The sequence below is a fragment of the Pararoseomonas sp. SCSIO 73927 genome (assembly GCF_037040815.1).
Lineage (GTDB): Bacteria > Pseudomonadota > Alphaproteobacteria > Acetobacterales > Acetobacteraceae > Roseomonas.
In genome coordinates this window covers 397488-417389 of the sequence record NZ_CP146232.1, presented here as the reverse complement: position 1 = coordinate 417389, position 19902 = coordinate 397488, and the positions used below count along the sequence as shown (strand labels likewise).

At 75.0% G+C, this 19902-nt stretch carries 10 protein-coding genes; 1 reads left to right on the top strand and 9 read right to left on the bottom strand.

The annotated features are described in order from the left end of the window. Positions 1–2: 2 nt before the first annotated feature. Positions 3–575, top strand: a complete 573-nt coding sequence (locus VQH23_RS02025; protein ID WP_338663947.1) for a DNA-3-methyladenine glycosylase — start codon at positions 3–5, stop codon at positions 573–575. Positions 576–702: 127 nt separating this feature from the next. On the opposite strand, the gene VQH23_RS02020 is transcribed toward VQH23_RS02025, so the two are convergent. From VQH23_RS02020 to VQH23_RS01980, 9 genes are all read right to left on the bottom strand, one after another. After that, positions 703–1917 (bottom strand): peptidoglycan-binding domain-containing protein, encoded by a 1215-nt coding sequence (locus VQH23_RS02020; RefSeq protein WP_338663946.1) that lies wholly within the window; start codon positions 1915–1917, stop codon positions 703–705. A gap of 91 nt (positions 1918–2008) precedes the next feature. Next, positions 2009–3064, bottom strand: a complete 1056-nt coding sequence (locus VQH23_RS02015) for a hypothetical protein (RefSeq protein WP_338663945.1) — start codon at positions 3062–3064, stop codon at positions 2009–2011. Positions 3065–3128: 64 nt separating this feature from the next. Then, positions 3129–3776, bottom strand: coding sequence for an OmpA family protein (locus VQH23_RS02010; RefSeq protein ID WP_338663944.1), 648 nt, complete (start codon positions 3774–3776; stop codon positions 3129–3131). 211 nt (positions 3777–3987) lie between these two features. Then, entirely contained in the window at positions 3988–6180 is a 2193-nt protein-coding gene (locus tag VQH23_RS02005) for a protein kinase domain-containing protein (RefSeq protein WP_338663943.1), read from the bottom strand. A 101-nt stretch (positions 6181–6281) separates the two neighbouring features. After that, entirely contained in the window at positions 6282–7061 is a 780-nt protein-coding gene (locus VQH23_RS02000) for a hypothetical protein (RefSeq protein WP_338663942.1), read from the bottom strand. 27 nt (positions 7062–7088) lie between these two features. Next, positions 7089–10094 (bottom strand): CHAT domain-containing tetratricopeptide repeat protein, encoded by a 3006-nt coding sequence (locus tag VQH23_RS01995; RefSeq protein WP_338663941.1) that lies wholly within the window; start codon positions 10092–10094, stop codon positions 7089–7091. Between the two features lie 2 nt (positions 10095–10096). Further along, positions 10097–16900 carry a filamentous hemagglutinin N-terminal domain-containing protein gene (locus VQH23_RS01990; protein WP_338663940.1) on the bottom strand — a complete coding sequence of 2268 codons (6804 nt, stop codon included), beginning with the start codon at positions 16898–16900 and terminating at the stop codon, positions 10097–10099. A gap of 25 nt (positions 16901–16925) precedes the next feature. Next, the gene (locus tag VQH23_RS01985) at positions 16926–18677 is read right to left on the bottom strand and encodes a ShlB/FhaC/HecB family hemolysin secretion/activation protein (protein ID WP_338663939.1); all 1752 of its coding nucleotides are present in this window, start codon (positions 18675–18677) and stop codon (positions 16926–16928) included. A gap of 290 nt (positions 18678–18967) precedes the next feature. Further along, on the bottom strand, positions 18968–19765 hold the full coding sequence (locus VQH23_RS01980; protein WP_338663938.1) for a glucosaminidase domain-containing protein: 798 nt from the start codon (positions 19763–19765) through the stop codon (positions 18968–18970). Between the last annotated feature and the right edge of the window lie 137 nt (positions 19766–19902).

The following is a 19902-nucleotide window of genomic DNA, read 5'->3' as shown; positions in this document are numbered from 1 at the left end:
GCTTGGCCCCTATCCCCCGTGCCTTCTTCGCCCGCCCTGCCGCCGAGGTGGCGCGGGACCTGATCGGCGTCACGCTGCTGGTGGATGGCGCCGGCGGGCCCGTTGTCGAGACGGAGGCCTACGACCACGAGGACCCGGCATCGCACAGCTATGCCGGGAGGACGGCGCGCAACGCCGCGATGTTCGAGCCGCCCGGCCACGCCTACGTCTACCGGTCCTACGGCCTGCACTGGTGCCTCAACCTCGTCTGCGGCACGGAGCCGCGCGGCAGCGCGGTCCTCATCCGGGCGTTGGAGCCGGCCGCCGGCATCGAGGCGATGGAACGGCGGCGGGGCATGGCGGCGCCGCGGCTGCTGTGCAGCGGCCCGGGCCGCCTGTGCCAGGCCCTCGGCGTGACGGGCGCCCTGGACGGCCTTCCGCTGGACGCCCCGCCCTTCTCGGTCCTCGCCCGGGGCGAGAGTGTCCCCGTCGTGAGCGGCCCGCGCATCGGGATCACGCGGGGCGTGGAGACGCCGTGGCGCTTCGGCCTGCGCGGCTCCGCCTTCCTCAGCCGGCGCTTTCCCGGTTCCCCGTAACGGGGGATGGCGCTGACCCGGTCCTGGCAGGTCCCGGCCGATCCTGTGCCGCATCCCGTCCGAGGGGGCCGGCTCCGGCGGGAGCAGCCCCGCGCGGTCGGTTGACGGGCCGGGGCGGCAGGGGCGTCTAGATCGGGCTGCGTACGCGCATCAGGCCCTGGTGCGGCGCCACCAGGCGCGGGATGCCGGCGCTCGACATGATCCAGGGGCGGCCGTCATTTCCGAAGGGGCTTGCATCCCGGAGGCGCTGCACGATCGCGTCCAGGTCGACGGAGAAGAACTTGGACCGGGTGGCGGAGAAGCCGATATCCACCCCGAAGGAGAGCCCGGGGATGTCCATCACCACGATCGCCTTCTCCTTCATGCTGCTGAGGTTCTTGTAGCTCTCGTAGACGGAGCCTCCGAGGTTAATCAGGTCGGAAGCCTTCCCGCCGGCCTCGACCGCGATCTTGATCAGCTTCCCCAGCCCCTTCGTGTTGGCGACCGCGAAGTTGAAGGCCGCCTCGTCGGTCGGGCCGGAGACGTGGCCGTGCATCGCCCCGACATTCGGGAAGCCGGTGGCGAGGATGCCGACGAGCCCGCAGCTGATGGCGCCGGATGTGGGAACCGCTGCGAGCGCGCCCGACAGGCCTTCCAGGACCTTCACCACCCCGCTGCCGGCGCCGTTGGCCTTCGCCCAGGCGATCACCTGCGGCAGGCTCAGCGGCAGCGCCCCGCTGCGCTGGGTAACCCCGAACAACCCGCCCGAGGCCATGACGGAGCCGAGGTCCGCAGCGGTGCCGAGGCGCCGCATCAGGCCGATGACGAAGTCGGCGCCGTGCGGGACGTGGACGCCGAAATGCGCCATCACGTTGCTGACCACCGGCATCAGGATCGGGTCCACGAGGGAGATCTTCACCCCGCCGGAGTAGAAAAGTGGCGGGTCGAAGCGGATGTCCATCCAGTCCTTCTGCGTCGGCAGCACGCCCGGGGGCGGGACCTGCCCACCGTCCGGCCCGGGGGTGGGGGTAGGGGCGGGCGGCCCGGCGAGGAGCCGGGCGTCCATGGCCCGCAGCGTCTTCTGCCCGACCTTTCCGTCCCACTCCTCCGAGGTGGTCGGGAAGGCCTTCACCTGGAAGGAGGTGACGGCGTTGACGGTGTGCTGACCGTACCAGCCGAGGCCGGAGGCGGGTTGCACCCAGTCCCCGCCAAGATCCTCGCCGAGCGCCTTCAGTGCCTCCTGCACGAGCTTCACCGCGCCGGTGTCGTTGGTGGAGCGCCCCATGGCGAGGCTCGGCCGCGCCTTCATCTCGATCTGCCGCAGGACGGCATTGCCGCCCAGCCCTGCCGATTGAAGGGCCATGCCTCGCTCTCCCGCTGGACGATGGAGGCTAGGGCCGGAATGTTGCGGTGCCAAAAGCACATTCCCGTGCCGCGTCCCCGGCAGGGTGGCCTCAGCGGGGCAGGGCGTGGCGCATCGCGGCGCGAAGGCGCTCGGCGGCGCCCTGGGCCATCCCGAGGTCGCGTGCCGGGTCGAAGAAGCGCGGGTCGGGCGTGAAGATGAGGTAGGCCATCGCCTCGTTCGCCATCAGCCACTCCAGCGAGGTGTCGTAGCCCTCCGCGCCCAGGAAGCGGCGGAAGGCGTCGCGCTCGGCCTCGGTAAGGGTCTCGCGCCAGACGCGGGTCACCCGGGCGGCGAAGGCGGGATCGGTGAAGAACAGCCCGTGCCCGGCCTCGTGCTCCAGCACCGCGCGGCGGGCCGAGGCATCGAGGCCGCCGCCCTCGGCGGGCAGGGTGATGACCGCCCGCGGCACGTCCCGCGCCCCCGCGCCGAGGGCGGGCATCCGCGCCTCCAGCCACCGCTCCTCCGGGTTCAGCGCGATGCCGGTGGCCCGGGCGACGGAGAAGAAGCGCTCCATGTCGGCCAGCGCGTAGTCGTGGCCGTAGTAGTAAGTCTCCGGGGTCTGGCCCTCCGCCGCGATCGCGGCGGCGAGGGCCGCGTCGTCCAGCACGCGGTCGCGCGGGGCGCGGGCCTTCTCCACGAAGGCGGCGATGCGGTTCATCATGCGCCCTTGGCGCCCCAGGTTGGGGAAGGCGATGAGGAAGACGGCCGGCAGGTCCGCCAGGCGCACGATGGTGGTCTCGGCGGGCTGCCAGCGGAGCAGCGCCTCGCGCTCCATGGCCGGGAAGGCCGGCGCAAGGCCGGGCGGCGGCGCGGGGGCGTGGAGCGCCTCCGGTGCCTGGGTGCTTGGCGCCACTGGCGCCTGGGTGCTTGGCGCCCCTGGCGCCTGAAGGCTTGGCGCCCCTGGCGCCTGGGCACTGGGCGTCCCTGGTGCGGGGGCGGGGGCCGGGAAGGATCCGGCCACCGGTGCCGCAGGCCGCTCCGCCCAGCGCGCGCCGACCCAGCCGAGGCCGGCCATGCCAATCGCCAGCGCGGCGATGCCGGGCGCCAGCCATCCCGGCCGCCGCCGGGCTGGCAGGGCCGCCGCCGCGCCCGGGGGCGGGCTCATGCGGATGGTGTCGTCGTCCCGGCTCTCCGGCACGGCGAAGGGCCCGGCGCCCCCGGCCGGCCGCTCAGCTGCCGATGTTCAGCACCTGGACGCGCCGGTTGCGCTGCTCCGCCCGGTTGTCCCCGGTGCTGACGAGGGGCTGGCTCTCGCCCAGGCCCGCCGCCTCCAGCCTTGTGGCCGGCACGTTGTAGCGCTGGGTCAGGAAGTCCCGCACCGCCTCCGCCCGGCGCTGGGAGAGAACCCGGTTCGGCTCGTCCGGACCGACCGTGTCCGTGTGCCCCTCGATCCGGAAGCGGTAGGGCGCCAGCTCCGGCGAGGAGAGCGCCTGGCCGAGCGGCGCCAACGCCCGCTCGGCGGCCGGGGTGAGGGTGGCGGAGTTCGTCGGGAACTGCACGGTGATGGACACGGCGGGGGTCCCGGCCGGGGCCGTCGTGGCGGCCGGGGCCTCGGCGGGGCGGAGCGGGGGGCGCGCGACCGTCGCGGCGGGCGGGCGCGGCGGCGAGCCCGCCTGGGCGGGGGCGGATGGCGGGGCGGACGGCGTGGCGGGGGCCGTCGGCTCGGCGCCGGGCGCCCGGAGGCCGCGATCCCCGCCGGTTCCCGGGCGAAGCCGCTCGATCATCTGCATGGCGGACTGCGCCGCGGCGGGCACCGGGCCGGCCGCGCCGATCAGGGCGGCGCCGAGCGACAGGATGAGGCGGTGGGAAGGCAACATGCGTCTCTCCTCGATCGGCCGGGCCGGGGGTCGGGAGCCTACACCGGATGCCAGACCGTTCCGCAACGGTTTGTCCCTTCCGCGCCCGGGGCGCAACGTCCCGGAACCGGGGCAACCGGCGCCAGCGCCGCAACCGGATGCCCAGGGCTGGCCTCCGGGGGCTGGCTCCTTGGGGCTGGCTGCTCAGAGACGGTCGCCCAGGCGCGGCTCATCAGGGTGCCGTATCCACGGGAACGGGGATCAGGGCGATGCGGCGCCCGGTCGCGCGGGCGATCTGCACCGCCGCGGCGAAGCCGCGCGCGTAGGCGGCCTGGTCCTCGACGGCCGGGGCTCCCGGCGCGAAGAGCCGATCCTCCGACGCGACGACGAAGAGCAGGTCGGTGCCGTAGGGCTCGTCGATCCTCCAGCCCGGGAAGCCCGGGCGCGGATCGCCGATCCGTATCCGGGCGCCCGGGGCGACGGCCGCGCCCGGCTCCACCCGCAGGACCGCTCCGTCCGAGGTCGCGTAGGCGACGTGGAGGTTCGTGGCCCAGCCGGGCAGGGTGACGGCGAAGCGCAGCAGCTCGCCCTTCCGGAGCGGCCGCGCGCCGTCCAGCGCCACCTCCGGCCCCTCGCCGGGCGCGGCGAGGGCGGGGCGCAGGGCGCTGAGGAGAGGGCAGTAGGGAGCGTCGAAGGTGCCGAGATCCAGCCGCGCGGCGCCGGAGGGAAGGTTCCGGCGGGCGATCTCCTGCCGCACGGCCTCGGCCTCCGCGCGGGGCAGCACGCCGCCCAGGCGGAAGCCGTTCTCCTCGACACGCGCGGAGAGCAGGCCGCAGGGGGCCGCCGCCACGGCTGCCGCCGAGACGGCCCTCCAGTCCGGACGCGGGGCCGGAACTAGGGAGGCCTGGGCGGTGGGCGGCGCGGCCTGCTGTGCCGGAGGGGCTTCGGGGCCGGGCTGAACCCCCGGCTGGACTTGGGCCGGGCGCGCCGGCTCCGGCGCCGGCGTCGTGGGAGTGGGCCGTGCCGGGGGCAGTTCGGGAGCGGACTGGACCGAGGAGGGGCCAGGGGGCTGGGTCTGCGTCTGGGCCGGCGGCGCGGGCGGAACCGGGGGCGTGCTGGGCTGCGCTGCCGGCGGCGATGCTGCGGGCGGTGCTGGGGCGGGCTGCTGCGCCGCCGGGGCCTGCGGCGTCCCTACGGGCTCGCCGGAAGGGGCGGCTGCCGGCGGAACCTGCCCTGGTAGGGTGGGCGCCGCCCCCGCCTGCGGCTGGGAGGGGGGCGGGGTGACGGGAGGTGCCTGGACGGCGGGCGGCTGGGCCGGAGGCGTCGGGGCTGATGGCGCGGGCGCCTGGCCCGCCGGCGGGGCCGCGGCCGTCACCGCGGGCGGAGGAGGCGATTCGCCCCGTGGGACCAGCAGGAAGGCCCCGGCACCGAGGGCGGCCAGCGCGCCCAGGCCGGCGACCGGCAGAACCCAGCCCGGCCGCCCGCCCCGGGCCGGGGCCGGCGGCGCGGAGGACGCGATGACGCGGGGCGGCGCGACCACGCGGGTGGCGTCCTCAGGCTCCTCCATGGCGGCCGGGGCGGCGGGGGCGGTGGCCGCGAGTTCGAGCGCGGTGGCGAAGGTGCGCGCGTCCGGCCAGCGGTCCTCCGCCCGCTTCGCGAGCGCCCGCATCACCACCGCGTCCATCGCCTGGGTCACGGAGGCGAGGGCGGAGGGAAGCGGCGGCTCGGTGTTCAGCACCTTGTGCATCACCGCCGAGGAGTTGCCGGAGAAGGGCTTCTCCCCCGTCAGCAGCTGGTAGAGCATTACCCCGGCCGCCCAGATGTCGGCGCGGGCGTCCAGCGCCTCCCCCCGCAGCTGCTCCGGCGCCATGTAGCTCAGCGTGCCCATCAGCGTGCCCACCTGCGTCATCGAGGAGTTCTCGATGCGTGCGATGCCGAAATCGGCGAGCTTGGCGTCGCCCTCCTCCGTCAGCATCACGTTGGCCGGCTTGATGTCGCGGTGGATCACCCCGCGGCCGTGCGCGTAGGCGAGGGCGGTCAGCACCTGGCCCATGATGCGCGCGGTCTCGCGCACCGGCAGGCGCTCCTCCCGGTCGATCAGGGCCTTCAGCGTGCCGCCCCGGACCATCTCCATGACGATCCAGGCCGTGCCCTCGTCCTCGCCGTAGTCGTAGACGCCGACGATGCCGGGGTGGGAGAGGCGGCCGGCGGCCTGGGCCTCGCGCTTGAAGCGGGCGGCGGCCTCCACGGCCTCCGCGTCGTCCGGCGCGGGCTTGCGGACAATCTTGATGGCCACGCGCCGCTCGATTGCCCGGTCGAACCCGTCCAGCACCACGCCCATGGCGCCGGCACCGAGCGTGCCGCGCAGCTCGTACTTCCCGTCGCCGGTCCAATCGCCGAAGCCAGGCGGCAAGGCCTGTGACACCGGGCGCCTCTCCCCCTGTCGTTCCGCCATGCTACAGGGCCGGGCGCGGGCCGCACCACCCACCCCCCGTGGGATTCATGCCCCGCGTCCCACCCCGCGCCTCAGGGCGGCGCGAAGAGGGAGGCGGGGTCGCCCGCCAGGACGAGGCTCCCCCGGTGCTCCAGCCGAATGGCCGGGTCGCACCACACCGTGCCGCCCAGGGCGCGCCAGCGGGCGCAGAACAGGTAGTCCTCGCTCAGGTAGCGGCCGGGGGAGGCTTCGGTGCCGGGCTCGATCGCCGTGTCGAACAGGGCGTGCGCGACGCCCTCCTCCGTCATGTGGCGCGTCTCCGGCAGGGCATCGGCCATGCGGGCCAGCACCTCGCGCCGGATGAGCAGGAAGCCGGTGCCGATCGTCGCCACCTCCACCGCGCCGGTCGCGGGTTCGTTCCGCACCGTGCCTTCCGGGCCGGGCGCGAAGCCGGCCGCCCACTCCTCCCGATCCAGGCGCTTGCTGCGGTAGAGGCCGCCGATCACCTCCCGCCCGTGCCCGAGCAGGCGCAGCACGGCGTCCGCCCCGAAGCCGATATCGGCGTCGATGAAAAGCAGGTGGGAGGCGGTGGAGCGGAGGAAGCGGGCGACGAGGGCGTTCCGCGCGCGGGGGATCAGGCTCTCGTTCTCCACCGTGGCACAGGCGAAGGGCAGGCCGAGGAGGAGCAGGGCGCGCTGCGTGTCCAGCAGCCCGCGCAGCGTGCCGGTCGTCAGCATCGCGCCGTAGCAGGGCAGGGCCACCATCAGCCCGGTGCAGCGGATCTCCGAGCGGAACACCGGTGCCCCGGGCAGCACCCAGGGCGGGGCCGGGCGGTGCTCCAGGAACAGGGGTGCCGGTCCCTCCTCCGGCATCCTCTCCGACATGCCGCCGGGCGCGCCCTAGCCCGCCGTGCCGGGCGCGGCGGCTGAGCGCAGCGGGGCGGCAGGCGGCGTGCCCGTTCCAGCCCCTGGCCCCGGCCCGATGAGCGCGAAGGGTGCCCAGAGGCCGGGATGCGAGCCGCCGGGCGTGCGCATGAGGTCAACCTGCGCCTTGCGCAGCGCCTCGGCCGGCCCGGCGCCCCCGCGAATGTTCTGCAGGGTGAAGGCGGCCACGCGCGCCGCGGCCGCGTCGTTGACGTACCAGTGCGTCACCATCAGCCCGCGCGCGCCGGAGTAGAAGAAGGCGCGGGCGAGGGTGGACAGGCTCTCCCCCGCCGCCGCCCCGCCGCCGGAGTTGCAGGCGGAGAGCACGACGAGGTCCGCGTCCAGGTCGAGGTCCAGCACAACGCCGGAGGTGAGCAGCGCCTGGGTGGCGTCCGGCCCGTTCGGCGCGGCGGAGGCGACGATGGCCGGCTCCGTCAGGCAGGCGAGGTCGGAGGGCAGCACGCCGTGGGTGGCGAAGTGCAGCACGCGGTAGTCGCGCAGCCGCACCCCGCGCACGGCGGCCGCCGTGAACTCGCCGCCCAGGCGCCGGTCGCGGGCGGAGGCGCCCGAGACCTCGGCGGCGGCGGCGAGCTCCAGCGCTGTGGCGGGGAGGCGGGCGAGGGAGGCGAGGCCGCGCCCGCATTCCGGCGCGGCGGGGAAAGAGCGCGCGGCGAAGGAGACCGGCACCGGCCGCGGGTCGCCGAAGCCGAACCAGGGGCGGGGCGCGCCCGAGCGCCCGGCGCGGCGGAGCGAGACGAGGCTGGCCGGCGCCGGCACGTGGGAGACGGGCATCCTCTCCAGCAGGAAGGCCGCGCCCGCCTCCGAATCCGCGCGGGGCGGTGGGGCGGTGACGAGGAGGCCGTAGGGGATGGAGAGCAGCGAACCCTCCGGCGCTGCGACGAGGGCGGTCGCGCGCTCCAGCACCGGCGCCGCGCCGCCGAGGACAGCGGCGTAGAGGGCGTGGGCATCCCCCGCCGCGAAAGGCTTGTTCCCGTTGCCCGCCTCCACGCTCGCCCGGATGCGGGCGACGAGGGCGTTCACCGTCCGGGTCTCCGCCCCCACCCGCGTCGCGGTGATGGTCCCGTCCGCCAGCACGAAGGTCCAGCCCCGGCGCGTCTCGGGCAGGGTGGTCGCCACCAGGGCCTCGCCGGGGGCGAGCGCCGCGAGGACCTCCCGCGCGGAGGCGACGGACTGGACGAGCTGGGCGTAGCCCGGCGCCGCGGCCTGGGCGGCGCCGTCGGCCTCGGCCGCCGCCGCTTCGGCCTCCTCGATCCGGGTGTTCAGCGCGGCGAGGTCGGTGCGGCCGGCCTCCACCGCGGCGTCGCGCTCGCGGTAGCTCACCGTCAGGGCGCGGTCCGCGGCCTCGCGCCGGCGCAGCGCCTCGGCCACGGCGGGGTTGCGGGCGCCGGCTGTCAGCCGGGCGGCGGCGGTGGCGATCTGGGTGGCGGTGACGCCGCCCTGCGCGACCTGCGCGGCCTCGAAGGCCTCGCCCAGCGCCTCCTGCGTGCCGGGGGCGGCCAGGGCGTCGATGCAGGGGGCGATGCGCTCGCTCGTCGTTCCCTCCCGCAGGGTGCGCAGGATCAGGACGGCCTCGCGGCAGAAGCCGGCGGCGGCGCCCGTGGAGCTGCCTCGGGAGTCTGCGCCGGTGGCGTTGGCGGCGCGCAGCAGCAGCGTGTCCGCCAGCGGGCGGGAACGGGGCACGCCGCGCGCGAAGCGCCGGGAGGCGCGGCCGAAGCTGGCATCCGCCCCCGCGCTGTCGCCGCCCGCCGCCTCCACCGCCCCGCCGGTGCGGGCCAGGCGGGCCTGGATCACGTCCTCCCCCACCGGCCGGCCCGCGGCGGCGGCGAGGCGGTTGGCGTCCTCCGAGGCGCGCTCGGCCTCCGCGTTGCGGCCGGCGGCGCGCAGCACGGAGGCGGCGTTGCGCCGCGTCTCCACCATGCCGATGACGGCCCGCGCCGCCACGGGATCGACGACGAGGGAGGAGGCGGCCCCCAAACCGGCGTTGGACAGGGCACCGGACCGCGCCTCCGCCGGCGCGGCGCGCGCATAGGCGTCGTAGCCCTGCGACAGCAGCGCCAGGGCGGATTCCGCGCGGCCGCGATTGGCCTCGTGCAGCCCGCGGTAATGGGCGAGCAGCGCGCCGGCCAGCGGGTCCGAGGCGCGGGCGGCGAGGGGGGCGGCGCGGGTGAGCAGCGCCTCTGCCTCCGGGAAGCGGCCCTGGTTGGAGAGCTGGACGGCGAGCAGCACCATCGGCTGGAAGCGGTCCGGCGAGTCCGGGCCCAGCGCGCGCTCCTGCAGGGACAGGGCGGCGCGGTAGGCGGTCTCGGCCGCCACGAAGCGCTCGGCCTGGTTGGCGTCGCGGCCGACGGACATCAGCCCCTCGTAGCGGCCGATGTCGCTGCTGGAGAAGGCCTCCCTCGCCAGCCGGGCGGCCACGGCGTCCAGCGCGGTGGAGGAGGAGGGCGCGGCATCGGCCCCGACCCGGCCGCTGAGAACGCCGAGCGCCCGCTCCGCCGCCACGTAGCCGGGCAGCACGCCCTCCGCCACCCAGGACCGGCCACCGGAGGAGGCGGCGAGCACGAAGCCCGGCCAGCCACCCGCGCGGCGGCGGCAGTCCGCCAGGGCCGCGGGCACGTCGCCGAGGACGGTGGTGCCGCGCGGCGCGGCGCAGTCCAGCCGCCCGGCGATGCCGGCGCGGGCCGCCTCGGCCGCTTGGAGCGGCGGGGCGGCGGGCACCTCGCGCAGCCGGGCGCTGGGGCTGCTCCACTCGCCGCACCAGACGTCCGCGCCGCCGCCCGAGGGGACCATCCTGCACTCCTCCCCCGCTGCGTTGCGGCCGAGTGAGACGGCGGCAGCGCCGGCCGGGGAGGCGGCGACATAGGCCGAAGGCGGCGGCGCGGTGCAGGCTCCGAGGGCCAGGGCAGGGGCCAGCAGCGCCGGCAGGAGGGCGCCGAGAGGCGGGCGGACGGGGGCGGGCCGCATGGTCAGTAATCCTCGCGCCGGATGTTGGGGGGCGCGAGGCTGCCCTCCTCGGAGGGGTCTCGGCCGATGCGGACCGTAATGTTCGGCACCGGCGGCCGCAGGCGCGTGAGCGCCGGCAGGTTCTCCAGCGGATCGACGCCGCGGAGCACCTGCAGCGGGCTGTCCACCAGGGTCGAGCCGACCGGGAGCTCCGTGACCGGGCCGGCGGGCGGCGGGCTCGGCGGGGGTGTCTCGCCGCCATCCGGAGGCGGGGGAGGCGGAGGCGGAGGAGGGGGAGGAGGGGGCGGTGGTGGAGGAGGCGGTGGCGGCGGAGGGGGCGGTGGCGGAGGCGGCGGCGACGCGCAGGCCGCGGCGCCGATGGCGCAGCCGTTGAAGAGGAAGTCGTTCGCCGCCGGCAGCGGTTCCTCCAGCAGGGTGCCGCCCGCCGTGGCGCGCCGGCCGGAGGCCGCGGCGGCCCCGCCCGCGATGCCGGCGATCGTGCCCGTCAGGCTAGCCCTGGCACCGCCCGCGACGGTGAGCCCGCCCGCGTCGATCGCCCCTTCCGTGGTGCCGCCCGCGCCGAGGAGGAGGCTGACGGCGGCGCCGCGCGCGTCCAGCCCGCCGAAGGTGATGCGCGGTCCGGCGAGGCTGAGGGTCGGCGCGTCGGCCCGGCCCGCCAGGCTCGCCAGCGTGCCGGCCGTGACGCGGATCTCGCCCGCGGCCTGGAGCAGCCCGGCGAGGGCGAAGCTGTTCGCCTCGATGGAGAGGTCGCCGGTGCGGGCAATGGCGGAGTTGCCGTTCACCCTGATGGTGCCTGAGGGGCTGAAAAGGCGCGTGCTGGCGCCGGAGACGGTGCCGTTCACCGTGAGGTCGCCGGCCTGCGCGATCTCCAGCGCGCCGCCGGCCCGGACGAGGTTGCCGGCAGGAACCGTCAGCAGCGCGCCCGAATTGGCGAGCCGCAGGTCGCCGCCGGTCTCCGAGGCGGTGAGCACGGTGACGGTGTTCGCCCCGAGCAAGGTGGCCGCGCCGGATGTCTGGAGGGAGAGGCTGCCGCCGCCGATGCGGCCGGCGCCGCTCTCGGTGATCGCGCCGCCCGCTGTGAGGCGGATCGCGGGCGACTGCACGGCGCCGGTGATGGCGAGGCCGCCGCCCGTGCCGAGGGTGAGGGCCGTGCCGGCGCTGAAATCGCCAAGGACGGGCAGGGCGTTGCCAGCACTGGCGAGGGTCGCCGTGCCGCCCGCGCTTCCCGAAAGGTTGGCCGCCGAGAGGGTGGTACCGGCATCCTGCGCGATGTCGCCGAGGCTCCTCAGGATCAGCGCGTTGGAGGCGGCGAGGCTTCCGGCGAAGCGGATGTTCGTCGCGGTCGTCACGGGATCGCCGCGCAGGCTCGCGGCGCCGAGGCGGAGCGTGTCCGCCGTGATGCGCGAGATGCTGGTGGGATTCAGGGTCAGAACGCCGGCCTGCGCCGCCGTGCCCCCGAGGACGAAGTCCCGGGCATCCCGCGGCGCGGCCTCCACCAGCGGCGCGGTCACGGTGCCGCCGGGGATGGGCACGGACCCCGTGGTGGTAGGCGCCGGGACGGCGAGGCCGTTGGCGAGGAAGCTGATGGATTCTGTCGCCGACAGGTCGCTCCGCACGGTGACCGTGCCGCCGGTGCGCAGGCCGATCCGCGCTGCCGTGACGTCGCCGGTGGTGACGAGGTCCGTGCTGCCATTGTCCAGCAGGAGGCTGCCGGCGACGCTGCTGGCGCCGAGGTTCGCCAGCACGTTGGGTGTCGCGCTGCCGTCGAGGAGCGCATCGCCCCCGGAGGTGACGAGAAGGGTGCCCGCGCTGATCCGCCCGCCCGTCTGCCCGATCCCGCCGGTGCCCGCGCCGAGCCGGACCGCGCTCGACGCCGCCGTGCCGCTCAGCGTGCCGGCCAGGCTCAGGGAGGACGCGCTCGCGGTGTCGGTCGTGCCGGATTCCGGATCGTAGCCGGCGAGGACCGAGATGGCGTTGGCCAGGGTCACGGAACTGCCCTGCTCCAGCACGACGTTGCCGCCGGCGCGCAGCGCCACGCTGCCGGCCGGAGAGCCGGAACTGCTGGCGACCGCGCCGCTGGCCATGGTGAGGTTGCCGGTCGTCGTCACCTGGACCGTGCCGGAGGGGGAAATCAGCGAGCCCGCGATGAGCGTGTTGCCGGTCCCGTTGATCTCAATCCCGCCCCCGGCCTGGATGAGGCCGCCGGCCGGCACGGTGAGCAGAGGGGCCGTGTTGTTCAAGATCAGGCCGCCGAGGATGTCGGAGGAGCCCAGGGCGGCCACTCGGTTATCCCCGCGCAGGTCGGCCGATCCCTCCCCCGCGAAGAGGCGGAGGGTGCCGGCGGTGATCCGGCCCGGTCCCGTCTCAGTGATTCCGCCGCCGAGCGAGCGGAGGAAGACCTCGCCCGTGGCGGAGAGGGTGCCGTCGATCGTCGTGTCGCCGGAGGAGGTCAGGCCGATGCTGCCCGCGGTGACCGTGCCGGAGGTGGTGAGCTGATCGCTCGTGCTGAGGAGAAGGGCGCCGGCCACGCTGCTCGTCCCGAGGCCGGCGACCTGGTTCGACGAGCCCGCGGCGTTGATCCGCGCATCGCCGCCGGAGGTGACGGAGAGGCTCTCCGTGATCACCTGCCCGCCGCCCTGCACGATGCCGTTGGTGCCCGCGCCGAGCAACAGAGCACCTTCCAGGGCGGGGTTCCCGAGCGTGCCGTTCAGCGTCAGGGAGGTCGCGCTCGCCACGTTCGTGGTGCCGGTCCCGAAATCGTAGCCCGCGAGAACGGTGATGGTCGCCACCGAGCTGCCGGCGGTCACGCTGCTATCCGCCTGCAGGTCAATATTGCCACCCGCGAGCAGCCGCACGCCGGAGTCGGCGGCGACCGTGCCTGCGACCTCCATCCCTCCCGTCGCCGTCAGCCCGACGGGATCGAAGCCGTCGATCCGGCCCTCCACCCGCAGGTTGCCAGTCTGGTTGATCTCGGCGCCGCCGCCCGCGAAGACCTGCGCGCCCGTGGGCACGGTGAGCAGGGAACTGGTGTTGTTCAGCCGCAGCGTGCCGTCGACATCCGAGGTGAGGAGCGAGGTGACGGCGTTGGCGCCGCGAAGGTCCACCGAGCCGGTGGCCTGGAGGGCGAGGCTGCCGCCGATGATGTAGTTCGCGGCGCCCTGGGTCATGTTGACCGCCGTCAGCGCGACCTCGGGCGACTGGAGGAAGCCGATGGCGAGGTCGCCCGAGGTTCTCAGCGCGAAGCCGGTGCGGGCCAGGTTGCCGAACAGCACGGGGATGCTGTTGCCCGGGTTCGTCAGGGTCAGCCGCCCGTCGACGAGGCTGGCGAGGGATCCGATGGTCAGGTTCGCCGCCGCTTCCTGGGTCACGTTGCCGGTGCCGCTCAGGGACAGCCCGCCGGGGAAGCTGAAGGCGGTGTCGAAGCGGATGTCCTGGGCCGTGGTGGTGGAGGCCCCGTCGAACGTGGCCTGGCCGATGCCCAGGAGGCTGGCGGAGAGGCTCGCCAGCAGGTCAGGGGAGAGGGAGAGCGGCTCCGGCCCCGCGGCGGTGCCGACGGCGACGCTCGAGGCGATGCGCGGCGCGATCTCGATCAGCGGCGCGGCGATGCTCGCCGGGGTGCCGGAGTAGGCCTGCAGGCTCAGCCCGTCCACCTGGAAGGAGATGCGGTCCGTCGCGGAGAGGGAGGCGCTCGGGTACATCGACACGTTGCCGGCCCGGATCTCCACGAAGCTGCCGCCCGCCAGGAGCCGGTCCGTCGCGGCGCCGATCACGAGGTCCGAGGCCCCGTTGTCGAGACTGAGGCTGCCGGCCAGCTCCACCAGCGCGGCCGCCTGGTTCGGCGTTCCGGCGGCGGCGCCGTTCAGCGCGGCGGTCCCGCCGGTGCGCACGCTGAGCCCGCCGGCGACGAGGCGCCCGCCGGTCTGGGTGATGCCGCCCGTGCCGGCGCCGAGCCCGACCACGCCGGGCTGCGACGCGTTGCCGAGGGTGCCCGCCAGGGTGATCGAGCTGGCGCCGGTGAGGTCGCTCGTGGCCGACTCCGGGTCGTAGCCCGCAAGGACGAGGACCTGGCCGGACCCGAAGCCGTTCGACTGCACGAGGCTGCCGGCGGCGAGCCGCACGCTCCCGCCCGCTCTCAGCGCGACGCCCTGCTGCCCCGTGACGGAGCCGGTGACGTCGATGTCGCCATCGGCGCTGAGGATGGAGGCGGCGTTGGTGGTGGAGACCGGGCCGACCACCCGGAGGCTGCCCGTGGTGCGGAGGTTGACCGAGAAGCCGGAGGCTTCGGCCAGGGTCCCGATCCGGTTGGTGGCGCCGAGGATATTCACGCTGCCGGCGGCGACGGCCCGGAGGGTCGGCGCGGCGATGGAGCCCGAGACCTGGGTGATGGACCCGTTGTACTCCCGCAGCGAGAGGGTGCCGCCGGCCGTCACGTCGCCCGCGATGTCGAGACTGCTCCCGAAGCGGCTCCCGCTGAACAGGGAGAGGTTGCCGGCGACGGAGGAGGGGCCGAGTTCGCTGATCTGAAGGTTGGGCTCGCCGGCACTTGCGCTCTCCAGCAGCGCGTCGCCGCCCGAGCGGAGGGTGAGGGCGATCGCGCGCAGGCTGCCGCCGGTCTGGCGGATGCCGTCCGTTCCTGCGGCTAAGTCCGCGTCCGCCTCGATCTCCCCGTCCCTTCCCGGTCGGCCGCTTCCCATGAAGCCGGAGAGGGTGATCCCGCTCGTCGCCGCGGTGTTGGTGGCGCCCGCCGCGAAGTCGTAGGCGGCGTAGAGGTTGATCCCCGGCGTGACGACGGAGGTGTTGCTGCTCACCGTGATGCTGCCCGCCGCCCGGAGGAGCAGCCCCGGGCCGGTGGACTGGATGGAGCCATTGACCACCGCGTCGCCCGCCACGTCGAGCCGGAGCTCGCTGCCCGTGGCGAAGAGATCGCCCTGGATGGTGAGCGCGCGGTCGTTGCGGAGCACGATCCCGCCGTTCCGCGCGTTCAGCAGGCCGAGGTTGGTGAGGCTGTTGTCGCCCTCCATCACGAACTCGCGGAAGGCGCCGAGCCGCGCGCTCTCGGCCGACTCGGCCAGCGTCCCGCCCACGAAGCGGCCGGCCCCGGCCTGCCGCACCACTCCTACCGGCGCGCCGCTGCTGAAGCTTGGCACGCTCAGGGTGATGGCGTTGCCTGCCGGGACCTGGACGAGGCTGTTCACGAGGATCGTCGGCGCGCCGAGCGTCAGGGAGCCGCCGCGGAGGATGAGCGGCTCGCTCACCGTCAGGGTCTGGGACGGATCGACGGCCGGGTTCACCACCAGCAGGGAGAGGCCCCCGGCCGGCTTGTCCACCGCCGCGCCCACGGTCAGGCTGTTCGTCGCCTCGAGCCGGAGGAGGCCGGCCACGCCGTTCACGGCGCCCGCGGTGATGAAGGCGTCGCCGGTGGGCGGCTCGGCCGCGGAGAGGACGCCGTCCGCGTAGGTGGCCGGGCTGACATTGGCCCTGGGGTCGCCGTTCGCGACGATGGTGAGGTTCGTGGGGTCGATCAGGAAAGTGCCGGCAGTTCCGCCCAGCCCGGCGTTGACGTTCACCGTGCCGGCGAGGTCGAGCCCGCGGCGGCCGGAGACCTCCACGAAGCCGCCATCGCCGCCCGCCGGCCCGCCGCGCGCCGAGATCTCGCCGCCATGCGCGGTGTAGTCGGCGGAGTTCACGATCACCGTGCCGCCGTCGCCGCGCCCCGTCGCGTCCGCCCGCACCGTCGCGCCCGCGGCCACGCCGGTTCGCCGGGACAGCCGCGTGGCGGCGCTGCCGCGCCCGTTCGTGCCCACCTGCACCGTGCCGCCGCTCGCGCGGCCGGAGGCGTCCACCCGCGCGCCGGGCGCGACCCAAGTTCGGTCGCCCGCCACCTGCACCGTGCCGCCCCGGGTGTTCTCCGCGGTGCCCGTCGCGGTCACCGCGCCCTCGATCCGCACCGCCCCGCCCGTACCGGCGATCACCACGCGGCCGGCGCGGCCCGTGGCGGCGTCGGTATCGGCCGAGATCGTGCCGCCCGCGCGGACGAGGTCCTGCACGATCCCGTCCACCGCCTGGGCGGTGAGGACGACGGTGCCGCCGGTGGCGGTGATGGTGCCGGTGTTGCTCACCAGCGCCTGCCCGTTCGCGGGGCGCTGGCGCACGGGAGAGGTGACCTCCAGCGACATCAGCCCGTCGCCGTGCAGGTCCACCGTGGCGGTCTCGGCGCCGCCGAGCGCGACCCGCCCCATGCGGGCGGTGATCGCGCCGCGGTTCGCCACCTGCGGCGCGACGAGGGCGGCGAGCCCAGCCTCCCGCACGGTGATGCTGCCGTTGTTCTCGATGCGCGCGTCCGGCCGGCCGGGCCCATCGAAGTTCAGCCGCCCGCCGCGCATCAGCGCCTGGTTGGTGATGTTGGCGGTGGAGACGACGAGGCCGGCCGCGTCCACCTGCGCGCCCTGGTGGAACACCACGCCGGACTGGTTGACGATCGCCACCTGCCCGTTCGCCGTGATGCGCCCCGCGATCTGCGAGGGATCGGGCCCGGTGACGCGGTTGAGCGTGAGGGAGGAGGAGGAGGGCTGCCGGAACTGGACCGTGTGGTCCCGCCCGATGTCGAAGGAGCGCCAGTCCACCGCCGCGCGGTCCGTGGACTGCACGATGCTGGTGCGCGCCGCGTCCTGCGCGATGGTCGCGCCCCCCGCCACCACCTGCCCGCCCTGCGGCCTGGCGTTCGGGGCCTGGGCCAGCGCCGCGACGGGAAGGACGAGCGCCGTGCCGCAGAGCAGCGCCGTGCGGAAGGCCGATGATCCGTTCATGCGCCCGTTCCCCTTACCCTGCCCGTCAGAACCGGGCGAGGAAGCGCCAGAACAGCGCGTCCTCCTTCTGCGCCGGCACGGACGAACCGCCAGGGCGGCGCGTCAGCCGGTGCACGCCCTCGATCCCCGCCTCGAACCGCTCATTGATCACGGTCCGCAGGCCGATGCCCACGGATTCGAGCCGGCGGTCCGGATCGGAGGAGAGGTTCTCGAAGGTCCTGCCATAGTCGTAAAAAGCGTAGGCGGTAGGGCCGAAGCGCAGCGCCTGGCCGAACAGCTCCGTCTCCAGGGCCGTCGAGACCTGCAACTCGGCCGAGACGGCGATGGCGCGGTCGCCCGTCACCTCGCCCGTGTAGAAGCCGCGGCCGAGCCGGTTGCCGCCAAGGTAGAACTTCTCGGAGGGCGGGAGCACGTCGTTCGTCCACTGGCCGGCCACGGTGCCGAGGAAGGAGACCGTGGCCTGCGTGCCGATCGGGAAGAGGGCCTGGGTGCGCGTGAGCTCGGCGCCGATCTTCGTGAAGTCGGCCCGCGCCCCGGCGCGCGAGGCGTCCGGCCCCTCGCCGGACCGCGCGCCGAGCCCGTCGATGCCCTGGGAGAGGCGGAGCGCGAAGAAGTTGCTCGCCGGCCGGGTGTCACCGGCCAGCAGGTCGAAGACCGCCCAGTCCCCGCCGAGGCGGGCCACGCGCAGCGAATCCCGGCTGAAGCGGGTTCTGCGCCCGTTCGCGTCGTCGATGTCGATGTCGCTCTCGATCACGTCGAAGGCGCCGACGATGTTCAGCGACTGCGAGCGGCTGCGGATCAGCGGGTAGGTGACGGCGAGGCCGCCCACCGTGGATTCGCCGCGGTAGCCGAGCGCGTTCAGCGCCCCGTTCGGCGTGGCGCGGCCGCGCCCGGCATAGAGGCGCACCCGCAGGCCGGAGCCGCCGACGAAGGCCTCCGACGCGACCTGCCCGAAGAGCTGCGTGTCGCCGTCCGCGTAGAACAGGGCGAGCTCCGTGCGCTCCCCGAACTCCGTGAAGCTGTTGAGCTGCGCGGCGGCGAGGAACTGCGCCGGCCCGGTGAGGCGGGAGCCGCGGTTGTCCCCCGTGATAAAGCCCGTGACCGCGCGGCGGGAGACCTGCGCGACGAGGGAGAGGGCGCCGGGCTCCGTCCCCGCCGGGCGCAGCACGGTGCGGATGAGGACGCCCGGCATGTCCTGCGCAAGGAGGAGCTGCCGCTCCAGCGTCGCGATGTCGATCGGCCGCGGCCCGATGAGGCGATTGAGGAAGCGCAGCACCTGGGTGCCGGCGGGGCCGATGTCGCCGTCCAGCTGCACCTCCGTCACGTGGCCTTCCGTGACGCGGAAGCGCAGCACGCCGTCGGCGCCCACCACCGCGTCGGCCGTGACGAAGGGGTAGCCGGCCTCGCGGTAGAGCGAGACGATGGCGGCGCGCGCCGCTTCCAGCGAGGCGACGGGCACCGAGGGACCGGTGAGCGGCCCGGCGGCGGCGGCCAGCCTCTCGGTCGGGAAGACGGTCGCGCCCTCGAAGACAACGCCGCGGATGGGAACGCTTCCGGCATCCGCGGGGACGGCGGCCGGTGCGATGGGCGCGCGGCCCGTATCCGGCCCGACCGCGGGCGGCACGACGGGCGCGATCTGCGGGATCGGCGTGCCGCCAGGCGGGATGACGAGGCTTTCGGGCGATTGCGCGGCCAGCGGTGCCGGGAGGAGGCCCGCGAGCGCCGCCAGGACTGCGCGCGAGAGCCGCCCCCGCACCATCCCAAGCCGCTGCCACATGTCACGGCCTCTTGCGCTACGTGTCAGGAAGATTTCACGGTGCGAGAGAGGGCGCCCATGAAACTGTTCCATGAGCGGATTCATAACGAAGCGCCCGCTGCCGTGGCAAGGAGGCCGCCATGCGCGCCCGGCCAAGCGACATTGGAATCCCGCACTCCTCAATTCTCACAGCTTGGTGAGTGCGATGCCGGTGTTCCCGCTGGAAGAACGTTGGCGCGGGGGGGCGGGCGCCAACCCCCGCCCGGCCCCTGGAACTGAGCGGGCGACACGGCGGCCGAGGCAGGGGTGGTTCAGGGCGCGGCGGCCGGCTGGTCGTAGCGCCGGAAGCCGTAGTTGTTGATCACCCATTTCAGGATGTAGCCGTACTTCGGGTCGGTGGCGTAGACGCCGGTGAGGGAGTCGGCGAAGGCCTCCGGGTCGTGCGTGAAGCGCATGGAGGCCGTGTAGTAGGAACTCGTCGCCAGCAGCCTGCCGTGGTGGTCGAAGGCCTCCGCGAGGTTCTCGAAGCGGCGGAACTTCGCGCGGATGAACTGGTCCGCGCCGTTCACCACCTCGCGCGTGGCGCTCTCCACCGCGGGCTGCGAACCGACCGCCTTGATGCCGAAGGGGTTGTTGCTGTCCGGTGGCATGGAGGCGCCCCAGGCGCTCTCCACCGCCCATTGCGCGAGGGTGATGGAGACCGGGACCCGCCAGCGGGCCTGGGACGCCGTGGCGGCCTGCAGCACGTCGGGCGGCACGATGCCGACATGGCCGTAGCGCACGGTGGGCGGCGGCGGCGCGTTCACCAGCGGGCGCGCGGCGAGGGAGTAGTAGGTGGGGCTGCCCGGCGCGACCTGTCCGGTCGGCGGGTTCATGTTCATCACCACGGCCTGGTAGGCCTCGATAGCCAGCACGAGGCCGGGATCCGCCTCCCCGGTGACGGGGACGGGCGTGTGCGGCTTCGGCAGCCGCTCGTTCAGCAGCGACTGGATGACGAAGACGTCGGCCGGATTGTTGATGGCCCCCTGGCCGACGGACATCATGATGGGCGGCGCCACCCGGCCCATCTCGTCGGTGCTGAGCACGGTGGGGGAGGGGATCTGGTCCATCGCCATCTCTCGTTAAGGTTCCCCAGGCAGGTTCCCCGGGCGCCGCGCCGCCGGCGGAGGATAGGGCGGGCGCCCCGACTTCGCTACCGAAACGGTCCTGCCGGCGATCGCGCGGGGCCGCACTAGCCTTGCCCGAT